Raw genomic sequence first — 19,087 nt, 5'->3', positions numbered from 1 at the left:
CACCTAAATATTAGGCTGGAAGCAACCAGCACAATACAGGAGAACCGCACTTGAGTAGACAAAGAGGGGCCAAAGCCCAAACACAAAAAAGAGTAGCAGCACAAATGGTAGAAAACACAATTCCGTTTAATTCAGAATCCAAGCAGAGACAACGCCGTATAGACTTGATCCCTCGAACGCGAAATCAAGAAACCCTGGTAATGGCTCTGCAAGATCCTGCCACGCATATTGTGGTCACAGTGGGACCAGCCGGCACAGGTAAAACATACCTGGCCATGGTGGCCGCTGTTCGAGCACTCAAACAAGGAGAATGTGAACGTATTGTAATGACTCGCCCTGCCGTGGGAGTTGAAGGAGAACAACATGGTTTCTTGCCGGGCAATCTTGTTGCCAAAATGGAACCATGGACCCGTCCGTTACTGGATGTCATGCGAGAATTTTATCGCCCTCAGGACATTGTAACCATGATCGAAGACCAAGTAGTGGAGATAGCGCCTCTGGCATTCATGCGCGGCCGTACTTTTAAAAACAGCTGGATAATAGCAGACGAAATGCAAAACGCAACTCCTGCCCAGGCCAAGATGTTAATGACCCGTATCGGACAAAATAGCAAGATCGTTATAACAGGAGACATTGAGCAGGCAGACCGTAGCAACGGCGACAATGGCTTGATGGACCTGTGTCAACGACTACGTGCGCACCCAGTAACAGGCATGGAGGTATGTGCTCTAGAAGCTAGAGACGTACAACGCCATAAAATTATTGGTGACGTGCTTAAACTTTATTCTCGCTAGGAGCAATTATTGAATAAATCTCTCGCCAATTTTTAACCACCGGATACGGGCACACATGATGCATGTTGTGCCCGTGTTCTACCAGTAGACTTTTCAGGCCCATGGCATAGCCAACATCAGCATTCTCAGGCTTGTCCTCAATCCACCACATGCCGCTGTCACGATAGAACTCTAGTGCAGTATCTTTGTCTGCCCCGGTGTCCAGGCAAATCACACTTTCAATTGCATTGCCAAACAGTTTGTGCAGATTCATTTCTCTTAGTTTGGCAGCATTACGGTCCAGGCTCAGGCTAGTGATCACTCGAAACTGATAGCCATGTTCTTCATACAGGCGTTTGACATAGTAGGTGGCATCACGTAAGGCAGGCAAGAAGCCCACAGCAGCTGATTCGTTGAAGGTCTTTACAACCTTCTTGGCGTCTTTTTCTTCCAGTTCATTATAGTGATGATGCAGATAATAACTTTTCTTGTTGTCTGCTGTGAGTGTGTATCCACGCTCCTGCATCCAGACTGAAAATGCCCATTCCCAATCCAGCAACACACCGTCCGCGTCAGTTAGTATTATTCGGTTCTTCATTGGGTTCCTTGGCAGTGGCCTCTGGCTTGACAATATCGTAGCCGTTTTCATTGAACAGTCGCTCAATGGTACTAGCATAGTGTTGATGATAGTAGGTTACAATACGGTCCCAGTCGTTGGGAACAACCACACCGTTCATGCTGCACTTGACTACTTGTAGTTTCTTAAAGTCCAGGATCACGCTGGCAATTTGTAGATCACGATGTTTGAGATTACGAATAACACTCATGCTCTCGTCAATTTTGCCATCCGGGCGGGTGTAATAGGTTAGGGTAAGATATCTCATTGTATTCCTGCCAGTTCGATCAGAGTAGCACTTAGATTGATTTCAACATCGGCCACAGCATTGTGACTAACCAGACCATTGCGAATGATCACAATGGCCTGATCCTGACGCTCTGGAGTTGAGCCCCAGAGATCAAGATTGTCGTACATCCAACGAAATATTTCTTCTGCTTCTTCGGGCCCAGAACTTTGACACAGCAGAGTTCTAGCTTCACGTATTTTGCCACGCTTGAACATGTCCACACAGTCCAGCTTCCAGTCTCTGGCGCTGCGGTCACTGGCTCCGGGTGGTGCAAGAGCTCCTGATTGTGAGTTCAACTGCACCAGATTCAAACACTTGCGCAGATCAGGATATGTGGCTTTGACATAACTGTCCAGCACATCTAGATCAAATGTGACACCTTCTGTGACCAACACTGTGGCTGCGCGGGCTGTGAATTCTGTATGATCAGTCTTGACAATGTGGAATCCTTGACAACGACTGTGCAGGGGTGCAATGATCTTGTTGGGAAAATTGCAGGTCAGAATGAATCGTACACTGCCTGAATAGTCTTCCATCAAGTTGCGCAGTGCAGGCTGTACACTATTGGGATTCATGTAGTCAGCTTCGTCAATTAGCACTATCTTGAATTTGCCAAACGGCATGGTTTGACAAAAGCTGATCAGCTTGTCAACCCATTCAACCTTTCTAGCTTCCTTGGATCCGTTTGCGTACAACACATCATATTCATCAATGCCCAGCTCGTTGATCAGCAATTTGGCCAGAGTAGTTTTGCCTGTGCCTGCTGAGCCGCTTAGTAATAAATGTGGAATTGATCCTTCTCGGATCCAGGTCTCTACTTGTTCTCGTTGAGCATCGTCAACAAATACATAACCATCAATTGTGCTGGGGCGGTACTGTTCTACCCAAAGTTGTTTCATCTTGTGCTTTCTGTTGTGGTTCGGGGACGGGTTGTGTATTTTCTAGATCTCTACCAAAGATGGCATCCCATCTGGTATCGTATTCATGTTGAGCCACACTGTATGGTCGTGGTCTTGAACCTTTGCTCACACCAGTTCCTCTACAATACCTAGGCCTTCTGCTAGGATAAGCAACATGCCGCCGGCAAAGATAAGTCCCCAGCAAAATGCAGTACCGGCTAGTATGCGTAACACGCTCTTGACCAGGCTAACATAGAAATGGCCCTTGCTTGTATCTTTTGGTTGTATTTCCATCTGTATTCTCCGTTGATATAGCGTATTATATTGTAACACTGAGGAATTGTCAACTGTCTAACTTGCCAATCCGTTTTATTTCTGTGACAGTACCTTGTGACTTTCGGCAGCAACCACACGGCGCCGTAGGCTTGAGCTGGAGAATGAATGATCACGGCCATTGAATACCAGTTCAATTCCTCGCAGGGCGCCTGCTTCACGACCAGTAAAATCTTTGTCACAATATTCCACGCCCAGAATACGCACATCCACAGGCAGGATCAACAACAGATCCACAAGGTCTTGTTCAGTTTGATACACCACTACTTCGTCCACGTAACGGCAAGCTGCCAGTTGGATCTGTCGCTCCACAATGCTTTGAATAGGAGCATTTTTTGTGTCTGGTCTATCTATTGTGGGATCAGTTTGCAAGCCGCATATGAGATAGTCGCAGTGATTCTTGGCTTCCGAGAGCATGGCAATATGGCCTGCATGCAACATGTCGAAGGTGGAGAATGTAACACCAATTTTTTTGCCATCTGTCTTGAGTTGCTTGATGTGATTGAAGATCAATTGTGTTGCATCCAGCTGGGTTTGGCTTCTATGTGGATTGCTCCAGAGAATGTGAGATCGTCGGGTTTTTCATCAGCAGTCATCATAACATCCCTGGGATCAACTCGACGTAGAGTAATTTTTCCAGTTTCATCTTCAATGTCCAGGCCACGAGTCCAACGTCCGTGTTCCACACAGATCCAGTCACCCACACGGATATCCTGTTGATCTGGGCCCACTGCATACACTCGACCCCAGCGTGGTCTGATACCTGTGCTTTTGCCATTGTCGGTCATGATAATGATACCGCCTGTGCTTAGACGTTCTTCAAAGTTCATGTCACTCACAATAACTGACTCCCCCAACGGAACCAGTTGTTCGCGGTCAATTCGATGTGCTGCGTATGCTGCCTTGGTCATTATTCTTGATCCTTTTGTTGTGCTGCTCTTGCCATGGCTGCTGCTAATCCTGCTGCTGGCGGTGTTGCTTCAGGTGGCACAACACCTGCTTCACGACGTGCTTGACGTTGTGCGCGAGCTTGTTCTAATTTTTCTTTTGCTGCGGTTTGATCAACAGCAGATTCAGTTTCTTTTTGTGCTCTAGAGCTGGCAGCTATTGGTCCAGCCGCGGTATTGGTCTGACGGTTGAGAGCACGGTTTACCTGTTGTGCCCTGGTAGCAATAATGTTGCCATCAGCATCAAGCCGGTCACCGCGAGCATTCACGTTCATGTTGCCAACCGCTCTTACAGTTTCGTTTTGCACTTGTAATGTGCCGAGATCCACGGTTTTTCCTTGTGCGGTTTTATAAATCTTCTTTGACATAGTTTCTCCTTGAATTGATATTTAACGCAGAAATTCTGCGATATCTAAATTGTAGTGCAGGCTGTCTATGCGGTGTACCTTTAGAAGATACAACACATAACTGGCAACTGCGCTGCCTCGACCCACACCCCAGATCACACGATTCTGGTGCATGGTGTCCACTAAAAATTTAAGATAACGCAATAGATCAAACAGGCCACGTGCTTGGTAAAGCAGCAGTTCTTCACCTACTCGTTGCAGTGCTGCATCACTAGCACACAATCCCAACACATGTTCTGCAATGTCGAGATTCTTGTATTCTTCAGGCATGAACCAATTGAGTTGATTTGCCAAATCAAATTGTTCTTGTGTGGTTGCCTGTGCAGCCGATTCATCATATCTGATGATACTGGGTACATGTTCCAATACCGCAGCAACACCGCTCAAATCAACAGCAGCATCCATCAAGAGATTGTTTATTATTGTCGCAGGTTGACCCTGCATGAGCAAGTTCACGCCATCATCTTCTGAATAGATAATTTGACCCAGGTGATCAGTTTTCATCAATAGGAAACTTGGCAAACACCACAGTGTTTGATTCAATTGTGGGTCGTTGTGCATCACTCCAGTCAAGCTCTAGCTCTCTCCAGCTGGGTGTTCGATTGAGTTTGACCACTTGTTTTTTACTGTTACCAGTTTGTTTAAAATTGTTGTGGGCAGGATTTGAATCTTGCCACCAGCCCGGACGATCCATCAGCACCGCGTCTTCATGCTCGCTGTGTAGATATCTAATGTTATCACCCAGTTCACTTTGTATGGCCATGGCCGTCACATGCATTCGATCTTCCACAATAGAGTTTAGTTTGCAGTATAACACAAGACCTACTATCTGGTCAATCGGTTGTTCGGGTAGCGGAGTAAACTTGATACCTGCTGCTGCCAGCAATTGCATTTGTTCTCGATCTGCCTGATGCACAAACACTGTGTTGGCAAGTTCATGATAGACAAAATGATTGATTCTGTCCATACAAGTTGTGTGATCTTCAGACACTGAGGTATTGGTAATCATGGATATGGTGGCTGTATAATCGTTGAGTTGCAGGCAATTTTCAAACCATATAGCAGCACGCCAGGTCAGGTCGTATTCAAGTCGCACATTCATGATATATCAATCTTGGATTTAAAAGCGTCATCATCGCCATCTCGTGGCTTGTTGAGTTCGGCTATTTTTTGTTGGTGTTTGGTTGTGTAGCTTTCAATAGCCATACGCAATTGATCACACAGATAACCGTTACCAGTTCTATATGCAATGCCTAATTTTTTGTGTAGTTCGGATATCTTTGACCCCAGTTGTTCCGGGGTCAAGCTATCTAGGTTGTTAATAAAGGGATGTTCCATTCGACTCCTTGCTGAAACTAGTTTACAGCAAATGCCAATAGATGTCAACCAGTTTGATTAACTTATCACAGCGTTGATTACCACAAAGTTCAGCACAATAGCTTCACTTTGGCTGCTTGCGGAATAATTACCCACTGTGATTCTGGCAGAGCCAGCAGCCACAGCGTCAATGGTTGCAGTGTATGTGGCCGCAGTTGCGCCAGATGCCACATTTACAATCAACACATCGGTGGCTGTAATAAAACTATTGGTCAGTGTAAAACTAACTTCTGCGCCAGCTGCCAAGGCAGCGGAGTTCATGGTGATTTGACCGCAAGGCTTGTTCTGCGTGACGCCGGTTGATTTGTTGGTAGCCTGGGTAACTGTTCCGCCAGCACCTGTGGCATATCCGATTTGTGCTTGATTGCTGCCCAGTAATGGTCTGTTGAGATCAAAAATAGTAACGCTTGCGCCGCCGTCGTTGGTGACAAATTCGAATTCGTAAGTACCAGTTGCCTGGAAGGTGATTACATTGCTGCTGTAACCTTGAATACCTGTGGTTCCCACGCTGACAGCAACAGGAAGAGTAACTGTATGGGATACATCTGAAACAGTGATTTGAATACGCACCAGACCGGCTGCACCAGCAGCAGGAAAGTTGGCAAAGGCCAGGCTGATTGCACCTGAAGTGGTCACTGTTTGATAGTGACCAGTTGCATAGTTAATTGTGACTGTGCCGGACGTGGTTCCTAGTGCGACCCTGTTGGCACTGAAGTTGGCAATGTCAGCACTGGTCAATGGACTGCCAGCCAGGTCATTGTCTAGAGTAGTACCTGTGAGTGCAGCCTTGAGAATTGCTTTGTTTTGTAGATCAGTTATTTCAGCGGATGCATACTGAAAATTGGTTTTGGTATTGGTAAAATTGTCACGAAAGCCCTGGCTGTCGTTGTCTTGCCCGGCAACCGGATAGGTGCCGTCAATATCGTTTGGGTTGATTGAACTAGTCATTTTTTGTCCTTGTTACACTAAAATATTCCGTTGGGGAAACACAAGATATTTATCGTATGCATCGGTACTTGTGTAGATATCCACCGGTGCTTCAAATCTCATGCTGGTAGCATCAAATGTTGTGATTTCGCCGGAAGCAACCACAAAGTTGAATACAGCACCGGAACCTGTGCCTGCTAGATTGGTTCCAGTAATGTTGGTAAACGTATCACCCGAGCTGAACAGCGGTGCTTGGCCGCGTAGATTCACCAGGGTAATAGCGCCAGTTGTGGAGTTGATATCTTGTACCGCTACCACTAGATTGTTGACAACGTCTTGGCCGCCTATTTGGCTTCCCAAAATCAAAATTCTGTCTCCAATTTTGTATCCTGTTCCTGCGTTGGCAAACGCAGTGAGCTCGTAGTGCAACACCAGATCGAATGTGGTTTCGGCTGCGGGCGGAACCCAGGCACCGGTTGAACTGTCAGCCACAGGATCCCAGCTATAACTAAGCAAGCGATCCAGTTCGTAACGATCAACTTCAAAATCTACTCGGTTGAGTTGAGTTCCGTATTTTGATTGTATGTTGTAGGCAATCTGTCCTGAGGTTCCGGGCTTGCAATAGGTTATTACCCAGGCAGGTGTAAATCCCAGTACTTGTCCATTGGTTTGTTTGCTCAACATCCACAATGGCAATATGTTGGAAATTTGGCCAACCACATCAATCACCTGATCCCGCATGTTGGGCAAACTGTTGGGATACACTGTGGTAATTTCTGAAGAGTCTCCGGGACTGATTGGATATGGCAACGTAACTTGTTTGCTCACACTGATTCCTTGACTGTTCACAAGATCATCTTGTACAGCACTGTATACCACTTCGTAGATTATGTTGCCGACTGCATCCAGGGCCTGTGCTGTTTTGATTTCGCCCAGCACAAGATTCTTCCAGTAGTGATTTTTGTAAAGACTGCTCATATACAGCTCATAGGTACTGCTGGTCAACCCAAAGCAGTGATCGTAAATTACCGATGTTGATATTCCAAAATTTGGATCTGCTGGTCTGAATATCAAGTCTGGTGGAAAGATATCTGTGTTCTGTATCAACTGGTTGACCAAGGCCCGGTCAGCAAATGGTGGCATGGCCTTGATATAGAGATTTTCATAAGGCTCGTTGTAGGCTCGTACCACCATGACTGTGAAAGTTTTGTACACTGATACCAGACCATCCACACTGAAAGCATTCACAGTAAATGTACAGCTCATGTCAAACGTGGTTTTGTCTGCACTCAATCGGGTTCTGAGATTTTTGTCAAATGTAGTGGTTCCAAGATCCAGAGCAAATGTATTGAAGCTCACACGTCCTGCAATGTCGCCCGATGGCAGCAGTTGTGTTCCTTGAGGTAAACGATTGAATACCCCTATGTTGGGAGACGGATAACTGCCGGGTTCAAGTTTGTATTGTAGACTTCTACCACCGGTGTTCACAGCTTCTACCTTTAGCAGGCTGGTGGCACCGTTGTCAATAGTGCCCAGGTCCGCAGGTGTGAGCCAAACAACGTCAGTGTCCACTTGTCCCACAACAGTCAGAGTAAACACATATGGATCACTGCGCAGATCAGGATTGTTTGTTTTTCTCAATATTAGAGCAAACGTATAGGTTTGCTCTGTGGCGCCCATGTCTGGCAGGTATCCATACAACCAACCTGAAAAAGTATCCAGTGTTGTTCCCGGAGGCAATGTATACAAGGATGAATCTCCTTGATAGTCCACGTACTCTATCACGTCTCCGTCAAAATCTTCTCCGATAAATTGATATGCCCAGAAATTGTCTGATCTAACTGTGCCAAGATCACTAGGCACTGCATTGATCAAGAATGGTACTCTATCGGGGCTGACGTCAGCAGTGACAAAAGTGTTGTCGGCACTGAGAAAGGTGGTGTCAGCAGTCATTGAACTCTTGCCGTACACATAAATTTCGTAGGTTCTTATGTCACTTTCTTTGCCATCGGTGACTTCCAGAGTAAACTGATAGTTGGCACTGATGCTGTTACTGGCAAAGTCAAATGGATACTGATCAAAGCCTTGTCCGTCTCTACTGAATCCAGCTTCCTGGGTAACTGGTACCAACGGAATAATATATCCTGAAATAAGTCCTGTTGTGGAAATTGTCAGGCCCGGAGGTAGTTCGCCAGCAGCCACAGAAATCACAGTGGTCTCGCCGGAATCTGTATTGCTAATCTGAATTTGTATGGGCGCAATTGGGGAGCCATCATAGAATGTACCTATGTTACCAGCCGGTGTGGTAAATTTTGGAGCGTCTTGCCCAGTAACAGTAAGAGTAAATGTGCGATCAGCTATTCGATCAACCACATGCACTCCGTTAATTATTTTTTCAGTATATGCTCTCACAGCAAATTTGCTGGTTACATTTCTTGCCACTTCAGTAGGCACACCTTGCAAACTGGCAATGGCCTGTGGTATGCCTATGATCAGGCCTGTTCGAGTGCACTGAACGCCAGCAGGAAGTTCTCCCGCGATCATTACATAGTACACCAGATCAGGATTGTTGGGATCTGCAGGATCGTAGGCCTGTAACGAAACTTGGTAAAATATACCCTCAGGTATTGTGCCAAGGTTTCCTGCCTGAGTGACCCAAACTGGTTGCGCCATCTTTACATTCTTCCTACAACAATTTCTATAATTCCACTTGAACCACTAAAGTCTTGCAGGGCTTTGCCAATCACTGTGCCCATGGCAGGTGTGGCGCAGGCTTGTGCATGACCGTGACCAGCTGATACCATCATGTCACCCTTGGCCACGGTGCCGACCACTAGAGTAGGCACTCGTCCAGTTAGTGCTACCACAGCACGATATTCAGCAGTTAGTCCGTTGTTCATTAGATAACTGGGTTTTTCAGAAATCACTCCAGCCACACGAACGTCATTCACTACCTGGCTTTGAGTAACTTCTTTTGAGCCTCCAAAACTTACCACAGTGCCGGTTGCATAATCAGCATCACCTTCGTAGACTTCGGCCAAGTCAGCATACAGTGCTGTGGTTGCTTGAGCAAATACCTGATTGAAGTATGTGCTGGAACTACCAATGTTGCCCACGGCATTGGCTGCGCCATTCACAATGGCAGTAGCCGCTGCACCCGAGTTCACCGTAATTATGCCTGCTGTGGTCACATTGCCACCAGCTGATATCAGACCTCCGGTGAGTACATTGCCACCAGTGATTGTGCCAGTTGCTGACGCAGTACCGCCAGTGGCCAGGTTGCCACCAGTGATAGTTGACGTTGCACTGATAAAGCCACCAGTCAAGACGTTACCACCTGTAACATTGCCGGTTGCTGTCGCAGTACCGCCAGTGGCCAGATTGCCAACGGTTACTGTACCAGTTGCACTTATCAAACCACCCGTAACCACATTGCCACCTGTGATGTTGGCTGTGGCACTTATCAATCCACCTGTTCGCACATTGCCACCTGAGATGTTACCGGTGGCAATAATCAAGCCACTTGTGGTAAAATTGCTGCCCTGTATATTACCAACGGCTGACACTGTGCCGCCGAGTAAAACGTTGCCGCCTGAGATGTCACCAGTTATACTTGCTGTGCCACCTGTAATCAAGTTGCCGCCGGTAATTGTTGCCGTGGCACTGATCAAGCCGCTGGTGACTACATTGCCCCCAGTGACGTTGCCCGATGCACTGACAACTGTGCCCAGCAAACTTGAACCAGTTACAGTACCAGTTGCACTTATTAGTCCACTGGTAACTACGTTTCCACCTGTGATGTTACCGCTTGCGCTGACAACTGTGCCCAGCAAACTTGAACCAGTTACAGTACCAGTTGCACTTATTAGTCCACCTGTGACAACATTGCCACCAGTAACGTTGCCACTGGCACTTATCAAGCCACCTGTGAGCACATTGCCACCTGTGATATTGGCTGAACTTGTAATGGTTGATGTGGCACTGATCAAGCCACCCGTAAGTACGTTGCCGCCAGTGACATTGCCTGTGGCTCTGAGTCCTGCCTGTGAAAATTCAAATAGATTGGTTACGCCGCCAATATTACCAATTATGTTGCCACCTGCTGCAGGAATGCTCAACACTGTTGATCCATTGGTCAGTTGTGTTGCTGCACCCACATTGCCGGTTGCAACAATGCCAGTGAGTCCTGAGCCATTGCCCGAAAAGAAGCTGGCAGCAACATATGCACTGGTTGTGATATTAGCCGCAGAATTTATTGCGCTCAGCACATTGCCGCTTAGACTCATGCCCACAGCGTTTAAATTGTTTGCAACCACATTGCCACTGGCCGAAACTATTGTACTTACAATGCTTGATCCAGTTACTGATCCGGTTGTGACTACGTTACCACCTTGCACTGTGCCTACCGCAGACACTGCTCCGGCAGTGGTTATGTTGCCGCCGATCACATTGCCTGTGGATGAAACTGTGCCTGCTGTGCGAATGTTGCCGCCCTGCACGGCACCAGTTATAGTGGCCAGTCCAGTAACTATGGCACCAGTTTGAGTGATGTTGAGCACATTTGCCACATTGCCTGAACTGATTACAACATTGCCGTTGGCTGTTGGAATATTGACGTTTGAAGAACCATTGGCAATACCCGTGAGACCACCAGTAGCAAACAGTTGGTTAAAATTGTCGTTTGTTTTTATAAATGCCGTGCGAATCGGGTCGCCCTGACCGTCATTTGCGCTTAAACCGACGTTTATTATTAATTGAGTCATAGATACACATCCTCTAAGGTATTTATGGCCTAAATTGGAAAGCGTAAATGATGAAACATGGGTATTGCACCCATGCTGGTCCTAGTTAACTGAGTGTATTAAACTGAGAAACTAGATCCGCAACCGCAGGTGCTGGCAGCTTGCGGATTAGAAATCACAAAGCTGGCACCCATGTTGTCTTCACGATAGTCAATGTCTGCACCTGTGAGATACTGCATGCTCATGGCATCCACTACAATTTTAACTTCTTCGTACACAAAGTCAAAATCATCTTCGGCCTGTGTTTCTTCAAAGGTAAAGCCATAACTGAATCCTGAACAGCCACCACCCTGTACAAACACTCGCAGCATGATGCCGGGCTTGTTTTCTTCGGCAAATAGTTCTCGCAGTTTGGTCACTGCACCAGGTTTGATATTCATTATAGTCTTTCGTTGCAAACGTCCCAGTTGATGATCTTCCAGATGTTGTCTACGTATTTTTCCTTGTCGGCTTGATAGTCCAGCGCCCAGGCGTGTTCCCACCAGTCTACCAGCACACAGATGTCTGTGCGTACAGCATGATTTGCTATGGTTTTGATAGCACCACTTGTGCTCAGATAAACCCAGCCCGAACCTTGTATCTTCATGGCAATTTCTTTAAACTGTTCGCGAAAATCTTCATAGGTTTTGAAGTGTTCTTCTATCAGGGTCAGTACTGCACCACGCGGACGATTGGCACCTTTAGGAGCACGTAGTTGTGGGAAAAATTTATTGTGCAAAAAGCTACCAGCACGGTTAAAATCTCTAGTGTAGGATCCACCTGTGTTGCTGTCATCTGCGTTGTAGCGTCGGGCATAGCCCTTGGCAAGATGTTCGTAGTGGTAGTCAATGGTTGCTTTGCTCATAACGGGTGCCAGATCGTTTTCATCATAAGGCAGGGGAGTGGTTTCCAGCTTGGCTGGTCGTGTGCTGGCTTCAACAAGATCAATTGTGTTTCTAATGTCCATAATGATATTTATTTTCTTCTGGTGATTCGGCCACGTGCAAGATCATACGGGGTAAATTCCATTTCTACCCGATCTCCCAGCAAGACCTTGATGTTGTTTTTTCGCATGCGGCCCGACAAGTGTGCCAGCACCACAGTGTTTAGGTTGTCTATTTTCACACGGAACATGGCAGAGGGCAACACTTCCTCCACATAGCCTTCCATGTTTATGGTGTCTTCTTTCAACAGTATCTTTCTTTTGTCATAGACAATTACTTAGCAGCAAAATCCAACTCAGCTGTGATTTTTTGCAGGCGATCAAAACGGAAACTACGCCACTCACCTTTTTCTGTGTCAAACACTCGAACACTGTGCGGGTCCGGTTGTTTGCGGGGCTTCTTACTTTCAGCTAGTCCATCTGGATTGGCTGTAGAAGATTTGAAGATTGTGCCTGCAGGCACCGGTGGAATTCTGTTGCTGTCCAGAGTGCATCGCATGCTGCGTTCTGTGCCGTCAGCTTTGACAAAATCCACTGTGATCTCGCTGGTGATCAACAGGCCCTTAACCCAGGCTCGTATTTCAGCTTGACCAGCTTCGTCTGCTTCTTGATACTGTGTTCCGGGTGCGTTTTTCAGCAAGCAAAACACTTCTGCTTTTTCCCAATCTAGCGTTGTCATTATATGTTCTCCTAAATGTTTAATAACTGTTGTCATGACCACTTCAGCAAAAACCACATGTGGTATTTTTTGTTGTTGAACCAATAAATGTCCGGTCCCAGTGGGTACATCAGATCCGCTGCTGGATCTCGACCCAGTCTGTACCAGTCCTGATCAAACTTGCCCAGGTGTTGTTCACACCAAGGCACCACCTGATCCATTGAACTGGTGGTAGTGGCCCGGTACAAAAATTTTATGCCCATTTCAACAAGAACAAGGTTCTGTCCGATTCTTTGCGAAACCAGTATTTTCTGTCACTGCCTACCCAGCGTCCTTTGTCTATGTCTGCCCAGATAGTGTCACCAAATGTTGCTCGCACCCAGAGATCCATGTTGTACATTTCTGTTACGTTGTAGTATCGAGGTTGCACCCAGTAAGGCCAATTGGGTTGTAGTACTGCTTGGCCAGTATCAATTCGTTTGGTGTTGGTCCAGCGATCTTGTGCCATAGCACGTTTTTTAATCATGCCCACTTGAGTAAAAACATCAAGGCTTCTTTTTCATTGCCAAAACAGTAATCAATTGTTGTGTTATTGTATGAAAAGTTGGTGATATAACTTGGACAATGCTGCTTGGCCCAGGCCAAGGCCTTCCGGTGACTAGCCCAGTTGGGATTGTAAGGTATAGTGACTGTCATGCCAATCAGCCACGGCGCATGGTTGCGATATCATGTGCTTCTTGATCGCTAAACACCGGAACAGCGTTGCTCTTGTGCATGGTACCAATGCCAAGAATTTTTGTGCCTGTGTATTGCGGATTCGGTTTGCTGGATACTGCTCCCGAATGTCCAGTGTCACGGCTGGGAATGTGAGCAGTGCCCGCACGATCTGTAGCGCCGGTTAAATTGTACACCAAGGGCTCTGCTGCCAGAGCACGTCGACGCTTTTTTTCTTCTGCAGCCACACCTTGACGTTTCAGCAGTTCTTTCCAGCTGGAATCCAGCTCACGAGCTAGTCGAGCTTCCTCAGCATTGCGATACTTGAACCGGCCCTTCTTCTTGCCGTTAAGACTCAGAGCAGGTCCGCATAAATGCATAGTCATTGAAATATCCTTTGTGGTCCAATCATGTGCTTATTATAGCACAGAGTGAATTAATAGTCAAGTCACAATTGATCCGCGTGGATGATATTGATCTGGGATCGAATTTCTTTTGGAATGCACAACATATTTTGATAGTCTATTTTCAAAAACTCATAATCTGGCACTTCAGCCAATGTGTGTTTTATTGCATCTGCCCCAGTGATAAAAAATTCCACCCAGATATATGGACGATATTTTTGTATGGTCTCAATGCCGCCAGCTAAGGCAGCACACTCATAACCTTCCACATCTAGTTTGATAAAATCCAATCGATCCAGGGCCAGGCCGTCGATGGTTTTTATTTCAACCGATGTACCCGGACCAGTCTCTGTGATCTGCACACAACCAAAGTCTTGTGGCACACTGTAATCAATTGGAGGTACCCGGGCTGTGCCAGGGTGTTCACCAAGCCCGGCGTTGTGCAACTCACAAAAGTCAATGTCATTCAGAGCCAGGCTACCTGACAGCGCACGGTACAATTCGCGTTGCGGTTCAAAACTAATGATTCTTGGTTTCTTCGCTCGTGTGTTGTTGGCCACAGGAATTGTAAAGAACCCTGCATTGGCACCACCGTCAATGATCACAGCACCCTGAGAAACTGTGCCCAGTATGGCAAAGATGTTGCGTAGTTCATTTTCAATGTGTGTGGCACCTGTTTTGATCAAGGCTTCTGCTTGAAAACTACAGTGTCGATTTATGATAAACCGACCATGTATGCTATCCAGCACCACAAAGTTTGGTACTGTCATTTAAACAGCACAAGCGCCATCATCACGGCCTGCACAATAAAGCCCAGACCAATTGTGATGATGTTTAGATTGTCCTTGAGTACTATGGCTCGCAAAAACAGTAACACCAAGGCACTCCACATAAACAGCACCAGATCCAGGCTGGGTGGGCGATCGCTGAGTCCTGTGATTAGAGCCAGCATTGTGGGCACAGTGGCAGCATGCAACAGGATAGCTGCCAACCAGCCCAGAGTATCTGCTGAAATTCGCGCCAGAGAATTTGCTACAAAATCACGTGCAATGTTGATATCAAATTTCATGCTTTGTCTCCGTAAAAAATATGGTTGCCAATTTTTTCAATTCGCGGCAGTTTCCAACCTGGGCTCACATAGTCCGCATGATAGAACAAGGCGTTTTCCAAGCTGGGCAATCGGAATTTTTCTAGTAGCACTTTCTTGGCCACTTCTTCACTTTCTTTCCAGAGTGCAGCATGCACTGGTCGAATCTTGTGATTGCTTTCGCAGTACCAGCTGAACTGACACACAACCTTTTGATAGAATGTGTTCTTTTGATACACCACTCCACACACGGTGGGAGCAAACTTGCCCGATTCTACTCGGTTCAGTGTGACCTGAGCAACACCTACCTTGCCCTCAAAGGGTTCTGAGGCAGCTTCCCAGTAGATGTTTCTGGTGAGACAATCCAGTTGCTTGGTGTTTTCGGCAGCACTTACATACCCAGTGGGCAGATTGCGATTGTCCTGGCGTAGTTGACTCAGCTTGGAATTGCACACTGCAAACACAGCCGCAAAGACCAGCACAAGTCCGATGGCGTTGAGAGCTCTAGAGCCCCATTTGGCCATTTTTAGATTTTGATAGATTTTTGTTTTCATGGTAGTTTTACTTACTCAGTTGGGTTGAAATCCTGACTAGTCCGGGCCAAAATGGTAGCGTTTTGCCATTAACTAGGGAGTTAACCCATCAACAATTATAACAGCAAGTTCAATTATTGTCAATCATGCACACAGGAATTGGCAACATCTTGTGCAGATTGGCCGAGCGTATTTTGCGATAGCGTTGGAGATTTCGAGCTTGGTCTTTGCTGAGTTTTTCTGTCCAAACCATGGTGTCCAGGGCCATGGCCAGTTCCAGTTCGGGGTAGGTCATGCCCAGCTGATCTTCGTCAGTTCTGCGATCATTCCAGAGTCCGTCAGTCGGGGCCGCGTCAATAATTTCTTGCAGCAGGCCCATTTCACGTCCCATCGCCCAGACATCAGTTTTGAGGCAATCTCCAATGGGGCTGATGTCCACGCCACCGTCGCCGTACTTGGTATAGAATCCCACACCAAAGTCTTCTACTCGATTGCCAGTGCCCACCACAATGCCATGGTTGCACTGAGCAATCTGATACAGGCTCATCATTCGCAGTCTTGCACGGCTGTTGGCAAAGGCCAGCTGTTCTTGGGGACCGGGTGCCTGATCTGTTGAACACACAGGGCCAACCTTTTGTTCAAACACAGCAAACACCGGAGTAAGATCCAGGTTGATGTGAGTCACAGTGGAGTAGTTGTGTGTGAGCCAGGCAGCATGATCTTCGCTGAGCTGTTTCTGTGCTGACACCTGATAGATGGGCATGCTGACCACAATTGTGGGTAGTCCGGTCATGGCGCATAGTGTGCTCACAACCGAGCTGTCAATGCCACCTGACACCCCAACCACCAGAGTTGATATCTTGGCCTTAGTGGCATATTGTTTGATCCACTTGGTAATATGATCTATTCGTTTTTTTGGTTTCATAGTTGATTCAACTTAGGTAATGTTCGGAGTTTTGTCCACATCTGGGATTTTTCTCTGCATTGTTGCTCTAACTCACGATAACGGTCGCCTAACTCACGCAATTGATCCCATTCTGCTTCAAGTTCAGTTGCGGGCTGCATCCAGTTAAGTCGTTCTTGTAGTGCTGCCAGAGTGGCCAGGAGGCTTGTGCCGTTGATTGTGATATCTGCTGACTCGCCTTGAAGGTCAATTTTGCCACTGGCGTTGACAGTGAGTGGAGCCGTGGTAGGGGCTGTTGTCCAGTTTGCCGCTGCGCCATAGGTACCGTTGCTAATATAGCTGCCGCTGGTACTGCTGCCAATTGATGTGATTGGACCAAGAGGCATGCCCACGGTGTTGCCATGTTTGGTGATGGTGTTACTGCCATTGATGTTCCAAACGCATTTCAAAGCGTCAGGGTCAATAGGGTAGGATACTGTGCGGCTTTTCATTGTGATGCTTTTTTCAGCTGCCACGAGCCGTCTTTGAGATCGGTCCAGGTCAAGGTGTCACCCTCGGCCCAGCCCATTTGATCACATAATTCTTGTCCAAGATCCAGAATCAACTGTTCAGGATCTTCAGGATCTTCAACTATTTGCCGGACTAGTATGTTTGGTTTTGTCATGACTTTTTGAGTGTTGATACCACACCGCCAGTCGAGCCACTTTCTCTCGAAGCAGTTGATCTCGTTGCAGCGGTGTTAGTGTTGTGGGCCATTCAGTAGAAATCCTAACGGGCAATTGAAGATCCCGATGAATCATTTTGCCGCGGTAGCCAAGGCTTCTTTTTCCGCAGTGATTTCTTTGCGGCGTTCTTTGATGCCCTTGCTCATTTCTTGCAGAGCTTTTCTAGCACGAGCCGCGGCTGCTTTCACACCCTTGGCTGTGAACTTTTCATTTTCTGCAATGTATGTGTCGTAGGCTGCTACGATTGATTCGTGTTGTGTCATTTTGATTTCTCCTTGATGATGACTATATTCATGCCCTGAGCCACAGCCTGTTCCAGTTTGGCACTGTAGCTCTCAGCGTCGAATTCTATGATCTGATACTGTTGTCCTGATAGCCAGTCTTCCATGCACTGATCCTGAAGAAATATCGAATCATGTTCTGAACTACCTGCTGCCACCAGCGCCTCGTGCCAAGTGTACTGTGTGAGTGTTCGACCCGGGGTTACAAAGTTCTGTATCATAGTGTAATTATACACTATGCGCGGTGGCTTGTCAATATTATTCGATAACAATATGGCGACGTTGCCAGGAATCCCATATAACAGTAAGATTCCATTCTTCCACCCAACTCAGTTGAAACAGGCCCAGAGCCTGATAGTCGGGAAGGGTTAATCGATTGTCAACAATACGGGCTCGGGCGGTGGGATTGTTTTTGATCCAGGACTTGAATTTGGCATCTGACGCATCGCCGCGATATAAGATAATGTATTGCACAAGGTTGATGTGGAACAGTATCCACAAAATATTTAGCCAAAAGAAAAGGCTCCGAGGAGCCTCTGTCTTGCAGGATCTGCTGCTGTTAGGCAGGAATGTCTGCTGTGGCTGGAGCCTTGGCACTAGCAACACGAGTTGCCTTGACCTTGATCTCGCCCTTCTTGGCCACCTTGGATTTCTCGGCCAGTTTGTTTGCTACTGCAAATCCAGCATCACCGATGGTGATACCTAAAGTCTGCAAGTGTTGCAGAGCTTCCAACTTGGTCATTGCCTTGGGCAATTCCATCAAGTTGATGTTGGTGCAGTTGTTCTTGTTAAGAATCTTGATACGTGCTACCAAGTCGTTTGCAAAACGGACCTTGACGGTGCCATCTGCATTGGTTGCGGTGCCTGTTACGGTAAAAGTTTTTTCTGTTGCCATTATAAAGTTGCCTTTCAAAGTTTAAAAATGCTGTTCTGCACAGCTGATCTAATTGTAACAAAAAGAGTGATCAGTGTCAACCTTTTTGTTGCAATAGATTGGGTTGAGTTTACCGAATTGGTAAACTGGTTGTTCATTTTGCCATTTCCTGCGAAGTTTGTTTGATGGTGCTCACGCCCTGGTCTGCCATACGGGCCAGTCCACTGAAGCCAATTGTGCTGACCACAATACCCAGTACAAATCCAATTATGATTTTGGTCATGTTATGCGTACTCCCCAACCTTGGTCAACATGTTGGCAGGCACTTTCCACAAGCCACTGACTGAACGTACTGTGACATACTTGATAGCGATCTTCATGACCACTCCGGTCACATTCTTTCCCAGCTTGGTGCTGTCAAAGTTCACATTGTCTCCGATGCGCAGGCTTCGCTTGGTTGACTGTCCCAGTTGCGCACGAACAAATTTCACAGCGTCAATCATTGAGCTGAGTTCTGTGTTGGTCCAAGTGCCGCTGATAATAGCTGAGTTGATGTCTTGAATAGTCTTCATATCTTGCTCCGGTTTGTTGCTGTATGTGTGTATTATAGCATTT

At 46.8% G+C, this 19,087-nt stretch carries 32 protein-coding genes; 1 reads left to right on the top strand and 31 read right to left on the bottom strand.

What is annotated here, in order from left to right; genetic code table 11:
• The first annotated feature begins 50 nt into the window (after window positions 1–50).
• Complete coding sequence (locus ABW391_RS16395) at window positions 51–794, top strand: PhoH family protein (RefSeq protein WP_353482976.1); 744 nt, start codon at window positions 51–53, stop codon at window positions 792–794.
• On the opposite strand, the gene ABW391_RS16390 is transcribed toward ABW391_RS16395, so the two are convergent.
• From ABW391_RS16390 to ABW391_RS16240, 31 genes are all read right to left on the bottom strand, one after another.
• A complete protein-coding gene (locus ABW391_RS16390) occupies window positions 775–1,371 on the bottom strand; it encodes a hypothetical protein (protein ID WP_353482975.1) in 597 nt (198 codons plus the stop codon). The genes ABW391_RS16395 and ABW391_RS16390 overlap by 20 nt on opposite strands.
• The gene (locus ABW391_RS16385; protein WP_353482974.1) at window positions 1,346–1,657 is read right to left on the bottom strand and encodes a hypothetical protein; all 312 of its coding nucleotides are present in this window, start codon (window positions 1,655–1,657) and stop codon (window positions 1,346–1,348) included. Before ABW391_RS16385 ends, ABW391_RS16390 begins: the two co-directional genes overlap by 26 nt.
• Window positions 1,654–2,577, bottom strand: coding sequence for an AAA family ATPase (locus tag ABW391_RS16380; protein ID WP_353482973.1), 924 nt, complete (start codon window positions 2,575–2,577; stop codon window positions 1,654–1,656). Before ABW391_RS16380 ends, ABW391_RS16385 begins: the two co-directional genes overlap by 4 nt.
• Window positions 2,578–2,946: 369 nt before the next feature.
• The gene (locus tag ABW391_RS16375; RefSeq protein ID WP_353482972.1) at window positions 2,947–3,423 is read right to left on the bottom strand and encodes an adenylyltransferase/cytidyltransferase family protein; all 477 of its coding nucleotides are present in this window, start codon (window positions 3,421–3,423) and stop codon (window positions 2,947–2,949) included.
• On the bottom strand, window positions 3,420–3,821 hold the full coding sequence (locus ABW391_RS16370) for a hypothetical protein (protein ID WP_353482971.1): 402 nt from the start codon (window positions 3,819–3,821) through the stop codon (window positions 3,420–3,422). The genes ABW391_RS16375 and ABW391_RS16370 overlap by 4 nt, the downstream gene beginning before the upstream one ends.
• A complete protein-coding gene (locus tag ABW391_RS16365) occupies window positions 3,821–4,225 on the bottom strand; it encodes a hypothetical protein (protein ID WP_353482970.1) in 405 nt (134 codons plus the stop codon). The genes ABW391_RS16370 and ABW391_RS16365 overlap by 1 nt, the downstream gene beginning before the upstream one ends.
• A gap of 21 nt (window positions 4,226–4,246) precedes the next feature.
• Window positions 4,247–4,768 (bottom strand): hypothetical protein, encoded by a 522-nt coding sequence (locus ABW391_RS16360; RefSeq protein ID WP_353482969.1) that lies wholly within the window; start codon window positions 4,766–4,768, stop codon window positions 4,247–4,249.
• Complete coding sequence (locus ABW391_RS16355) at window positions 4,758–5,366, bottom strand: hypothetical protein (protein ID WP_353482968.1); 609 nt, start codon at window positions 5,364–5,366, stop codon at window positions 4,758–4,760. The genes ABW391_RS16360 and ABW391_RS16355 overlap by 11 nt, the downstream gene beginning before the upstream one ends.
• Entirely contained in the window at window positions 5,363–5,602 is a 240-nt protein-coding gene (locus ABW391_RS16350; protein ID WP_353482967.1) for a hypothetical protein, read from the bottom strand. The genes ABW391_RS16355 and ABW391_RS16350 overlap by 4 nt, the downstream gene beginning before the upstream one ends.
• Before the next feature lie 57 nt (window positions 5,603–5,659).
• Window positions 5,660–6,589 (bottom strand): hypothetical protein, encoded by a 930-nt coding sequence (locus ABW391_RS16345; RefSeq protein WP_353482966.1) that lies wholly within the window; start codon window positions 6,587–6,589, stop codon window positions 5,660–5,662.
• A gap of 12 nt (window positions 6,590–6,601) precedes the next feature.
• Window positions 6,602–9,241: a hypothetical protein gene (locus tag ABW391_RS16340; RefSeq protein WP_353482965.1), complete on the bottom strand. Its 2,640-nt coding sequence runs from the start codon at window positions 9,239–9,241 to the stop codon at window positions 6,602–6,604.
• 2 nt (window positions 9,242–9,243) lie between these two features.
• Window positions 9,244–11,331 (bottom strand): beta strand repeat-containing protein, encoded by a 2,088-nt coding sequence (locus ABW391_RS16335; RefSeq protein ID WP_353482964.1) that lies wholly within the window; start codon window positions 11,329–11,331, stop codon window positions 9,244–9,246.
• Between the two features lie 98 nt (window positions 11,332–11,429).
• Complete coding sequence (gene erpA / locus ABW391_RS16330) at window positions 11,430–11,750, bottom strand: iron-sulfur cluster insertion protein ErpA (RefSeq protein ID WP_353482963.1); 321 nt, start codon at window positions 11,748–11,750, stop codon at window positions 11,430–11,432.
• The gene (locus ABW391_RS16325; protein WP_353482962.1) at window positions 11,750–12,316 is read right to left on the bottom strand and encodes a superoxide dismutase; all 567 of its coding nucleotides are present in this window, start codon (window positions 12,314–12,316) and stop codon (window positions 11,750–11,752) included. Before ABW391_RS16325 ends, erpA begins: the two co-directional genes overlap by 1 nt.
• 8 nt (window positions 12,317–12,324) lie before the next feature.
• Complete coding sequence (infA, locus tag ABW391_RS16320; RefSeq protein WP_353482996.1) at window positions 12,325–12,543, bottom strand: translation initiation factor IF-1; 219 nt, start codon at window positions 12,541–12,543, stop codon at window positions 12,325–12,327.
• A gap of 23 nt (window positions 12,544–12,566) precedes the next feature.
• The gene (locus ABW391_RS16315) at window positions 12,567–13,028 is read right to left on the bottom strand and encodes an SH3 beta-barrel fold-containing protein (RefSeq protein WP_353482961.1); all 462 of its coding nucleotides are present in this window, start codon (window positions 13,026–13,028) and stop codon (window positions 12,567–12,569) included.
• A complete protein-coding gene (locus ABW391_RS16310) occupies window positions 13,004–13,213 on the bottom strand; it encodes a hypothetical protein (RefSeq protein ID WP_353482960.1) in 210 nt (69 codons plus the stop codon). Before ABW391_RS16310 ends, ABW391_RS16315 begins: the two co-directional genes overlap by 25 nt.
• Window positions 13,204–13,458 (bottom strand): hypothetical protein, encoded by a 255-nt coding sequence (locus tag ABW391_RS16305; protein WP_353482959.1) that lies wholly within the window; start codon window positions 13,456–13,458, stop codon window positions 13,204–13,206. The genes ABW391_RS16310 and ABW391_RS16305 overlap by 10 nt, the downstream gene beginning before the upstream one ends.
• 193 nt (window positions 13,459–13,651) lie before the next feature.
• Window positions 13,652–14,050 carry a hypothetical protein gene (locus ABW391_RS16300; RefSeq protein WP_353482958.1) on the bottom strand — a complete coding sequence of 133 codons (399 nt, stop codon included), beginning with the start codon at window positions 14,048–14,050 and terminating at the stop codon, window positions 13,652–13,654.
• Between the two features lie 62 nt (window positions 14,051–14,112).
• Window positions 14,113–14,754 (bottom strand): FkbM family methyltransferase, encoded by a 642-nt coding sequence (locus ABW391_RS16295; protein WP_353482957.1) that lies wholly within the window; start codon window positions 14,752–14,754, stop codon window positions 14,113–14,115.
• Between the two features lie 80 nt (window positions 14,755–14,834).
• Entirely contained in the window at window positions 14,835–15,137 is a 303-nt protein-coding gene (locus tag ABW391_RS16290; RefSeq protein WP_353482956.1) for a hypothetical protein, read from the bottom strand.
• Window positions 15,134–15,709: a cell wall hydrolase gene (locus tag ABW391_RS16285; protein WP_353482955.1), complete on the bottom strand. Its 576-nt coding sequence runs from the start codon at window positions 15,707–15,709 to the stop codon at window positions 15,134–15,136. Before ABW391_RS16285 ends, ABW391_RS16290 begins: the two co-directional genes overlap by 4 nt.
• Window positions 15,710–15,818: 109 nt before the next feature.
• Entirely contained in the window at window positions 15,819–16,613 is a 795-nt protein-coding gene (gene nadE, locus ABW391_RS16280) for an NAD(+) synthase (RefSeq protein ID WP_353482954.1), read from the bottom strand.
• A complete protein-coding gene (locus ABW391_RS16275) occupies window positions 16,610–17,083 on the bottom strand; it encodes a hypothetical protein (RefSeq protein ID WP_353482953.1) in 474 nt (157 codons plus the stop codon). The genes nadE and ABW391_RS16275 overlap by 4 nt, the downstream gene beginning before the upstream one ends.
• Window positions 17,080–17,256 carry a hypothetical protein gene (locus tag ABW391_RS16270; protein ID WP_353482952.1) on the bottom strand — a complete coding sequence of 59 codons (177 nt, stop codon included), beginning with the start codon at window positions 17,254–17,256 and terminating at the stop codon, window positions 17,080–17,082. Before ABW391_RS16270 ends, ABW391_RS16275 begins: the two co-directional genes overlap by 4 nt.
• A 132-nt stretch (window positions 17,257–17,388) precedes the next feature.
• Window positions 17,389–17,580, bottom strand: a complete 192-nt coding sequence (locus ABW391_RS16265) for an Hc1-related histone H1-like protein (RefSeq protein ID WP_353482951.1) — start codon at window positions 17,578–17,580, stop codon at window positions 17,389–17,391.
• A complete protein-coding gene (locus tag ABW391_RS16260; protein WP_353482950.1) occupies window positions 17,577–17,705 on the bottom strand; it encodes a hypothetical protein in 129 nt (42 codons plus the stop codon). Before ABW391_RS16260 ends, ABW391_RS16265 begins: the two co-directional genes overlap by 4 nt.
• A gap of 151 nt (window positions 17,706–17,856) precedes the next feature.
• Window positions 17,857–18,072, bottom strand: a complete 216-nt coding sequence (locus ABW391_RS16255; RefSeq protein ID WP_353482949.1) for a hypothetical protein — start codon at window positions 18,070–18,072, stop codon at window positions 17,857–17,859.
• A gap of 85 nt (window positions 18,073–18,157) precedes the next feature.
• Entirely contained in the window at window positions 18,158–18,493 is a 336-nt protein-coding gene (locus ABW391_RS16250) for a hypothetical protein (protein ID WP_353482948.1), read from the bottom strand.
• A gap of 133 nt (window positions 18,494–18,626) precedes the next feature.
• Window positions 18,627–18,755, bottom strand: a complete 129-nt coding sequence (locus ABW391_RS16245; RefSeq protein ID WP_353482947.1) for a hypothetical protein — start codon at window positions 18,753–18,755, stop codon at window positions 18,627–18,629.
• Between the two features lies 1 nt (window position 18,756).
• On the bottom strand, window positions 18,757–19,087 hold a 331-nt coding region (locus tag ABW391_RS16240; protein ID WP_353482946.1), incomplete at its 5' end, for a mechanosensitive ion channel domain-containing protein.

It is taken from the genome of Haliscomenobacter sp. (assembly GCF_040403615.1).
GTDB lineage: Bacteria > Bacteroidota > Bacteroidia > Chitinophagales > Saprospiraceae > Haliscomenobacter.
The sequence above is the reverse complement of the archived record's forward strand: the minus strand, read 5'-3'. Positions and strand labels throughout refer to the sequence as shown.

Coding starts and splice junctions, on each gene's coding strand:
- ABW391_RS16390 (WP_353482975.1), bottom strand. CDS start 1,371: ATGAAGAACCGAATAATACTAACTGACGCGGACGGTGTGTTGCTGGAT.
- ABW391_RS16385 (WP_353482974.1), bottom strand. CDS start 1,657: ATGAGATATCTTACCCTAACCTATTACACCCGCCCGGATGGCAAAATT.
- ABW391_RS16380 (WP_353482973.1), bottom strand. CDS start 2,577: ATGAAACAACTTTGGGTAGAACAGTACCGCCCCAGCACAATTGATGGT.
- ABW391_RS16370 (WP_353482971.1), bottom strand. CDS start 3,821: ATGACCAAGGCAGCATACGCAGCACATCGAATTGACCGCGAACAACTG.
- ABW391_RS16365 (WP_353482970.1), bottom strand. CDS start 4,225: ATGTCAAAGAAGATTTATAAAACCGCACAAGGAAAAACCGTGGATCTC.
- ABW391_RS16360 (WP_353482969.1), bottom strand. CDS start 4,768: ATGAAAACTGATCACCTGGGTCAAATTATCTATTCAGAAGATGATGGC.
- ABW391_RS16355 (WP_353482968.1), bottom strand. CDS start 5,366: ATGAATGTGCGACTTGAATACGACCTGACCTGGCGTGCTGCTATATGG.
- ABW391_RS16350 (WP_353482967.1), bottom strand. CDS start 5,602: ATGGAACATCCCTTTATTAACAACCTAGATAGCTTGACCCCGGAACAA.
- ABW391_RS16345 (WP_353482966.1), bottom strand. CDS start 6,589: ATGACTAGTTCAATCAACCCAAACGATATTGACGGCACCTATCCGGTT.
- ABW391_RS16340 (WP_353482965.1), bottom strand. CDS start 9,241: ATGGCGCAACCAGTTTGGGTCACTCAGGCAGGAAACCTTGGCACAATA.
- ABW391_RS16335 (WP_353482964.1), bottom strand. CDS start 11,331: ATGACTCAATTAATAATAAACGTCGGTTTAAGCGCAAATGACGGTCAG.
- erpA (WP_353482963.1), bottom strand. CDS start 11,750: ATGAATATCAAACCTGGTGCAGTGACCAAACTGCGAGAACTATTTGCC.
- ABW391_RS16325 (WP_353482962.1), bottom strand. CDS start 12,316: ATGGACATTAGAAACACAATTGATCTTGTTGAAGCCAGCACACGACCA.
- ABW391_RS16310 (WP_353482960.1), bottom strand. CDS start 13,213: ATGGGCATAAAATTTTTGTACCGGGCCACTACCACCAGTTCAATGGAT.
- ABW391_RS16305 (WP_353482959.1), bottom strand. CDS start 13,458: ATGGCACAAGATCGCTGGACCAACACCAAACGAATTGATACTGGCCAA.
- ABW391_RS16300 (WP_353482958.1), bottom strand. CDS start 14,050: ATGACTATGCATTTATGCGGACCTGCTCTGAGTCTTAACGGCAAGAAG.
- ABW391_RS16290 (WP_353482956.1), bottom strand. CDS start 15,137: ATGAAATTTGATATCAACATTGCACGTGATTTTGTAGCAAATTCTCTG.
- ABW391_RS16285 (WP_353482955.1), bottom strand. CDS start 15,709: ATGAAAACAAAAATCTATCAAAATCTAAAAATGGCCAAATGGGGCTCT.
- nadE (WP_353482954.1), bottom strand. CDS start 16,613: ATGAAACCAAAAAAACGAATAGATCATATTACCAAGTGGATCAAACAA.
- ABW391_RS16275 (WP_353482953.1), bottom strand. CDS start 17,083: ATGAAAAGCCGCACAGTATCCTACCCTATTGACCCTGACGCTTTGAAA.
- ABW391_RS16270 (WP_353482952.1), bottom strand. CDS start 17,256: ATGACAAAACCAAACATACTAGTCCGGCAAATAGTTGAAGATCCTGAA.
- ABW391_RS16265 (WP_353482951.1), bottom strand. CDS start 17,580: ATGACACAACACGAATCAATCGTAGCAGCCTACGACACATACATTGCA.
- ABW391_RS16260 (WP_353482950.1), bottom strand. CDS start 17,705: ATGGAAGACTGGCTATCAGGACAACAGTATCAGATCATAGAATTCGAC.
- ABW391_RS16250 (WP_353482948.1), bottom strand. CDS start 18,493: ATGGCAACAGAAAAAACTTTTACCGTAACAGGCACCGCAACCAATGCA.
- ABW391_RS16245 (WP_353482947.1), bottom strand. CDS start 18,755: ATGACCAAAATCATAATTGGATTTGTACTGGGTATTGTGGTCAGCACA.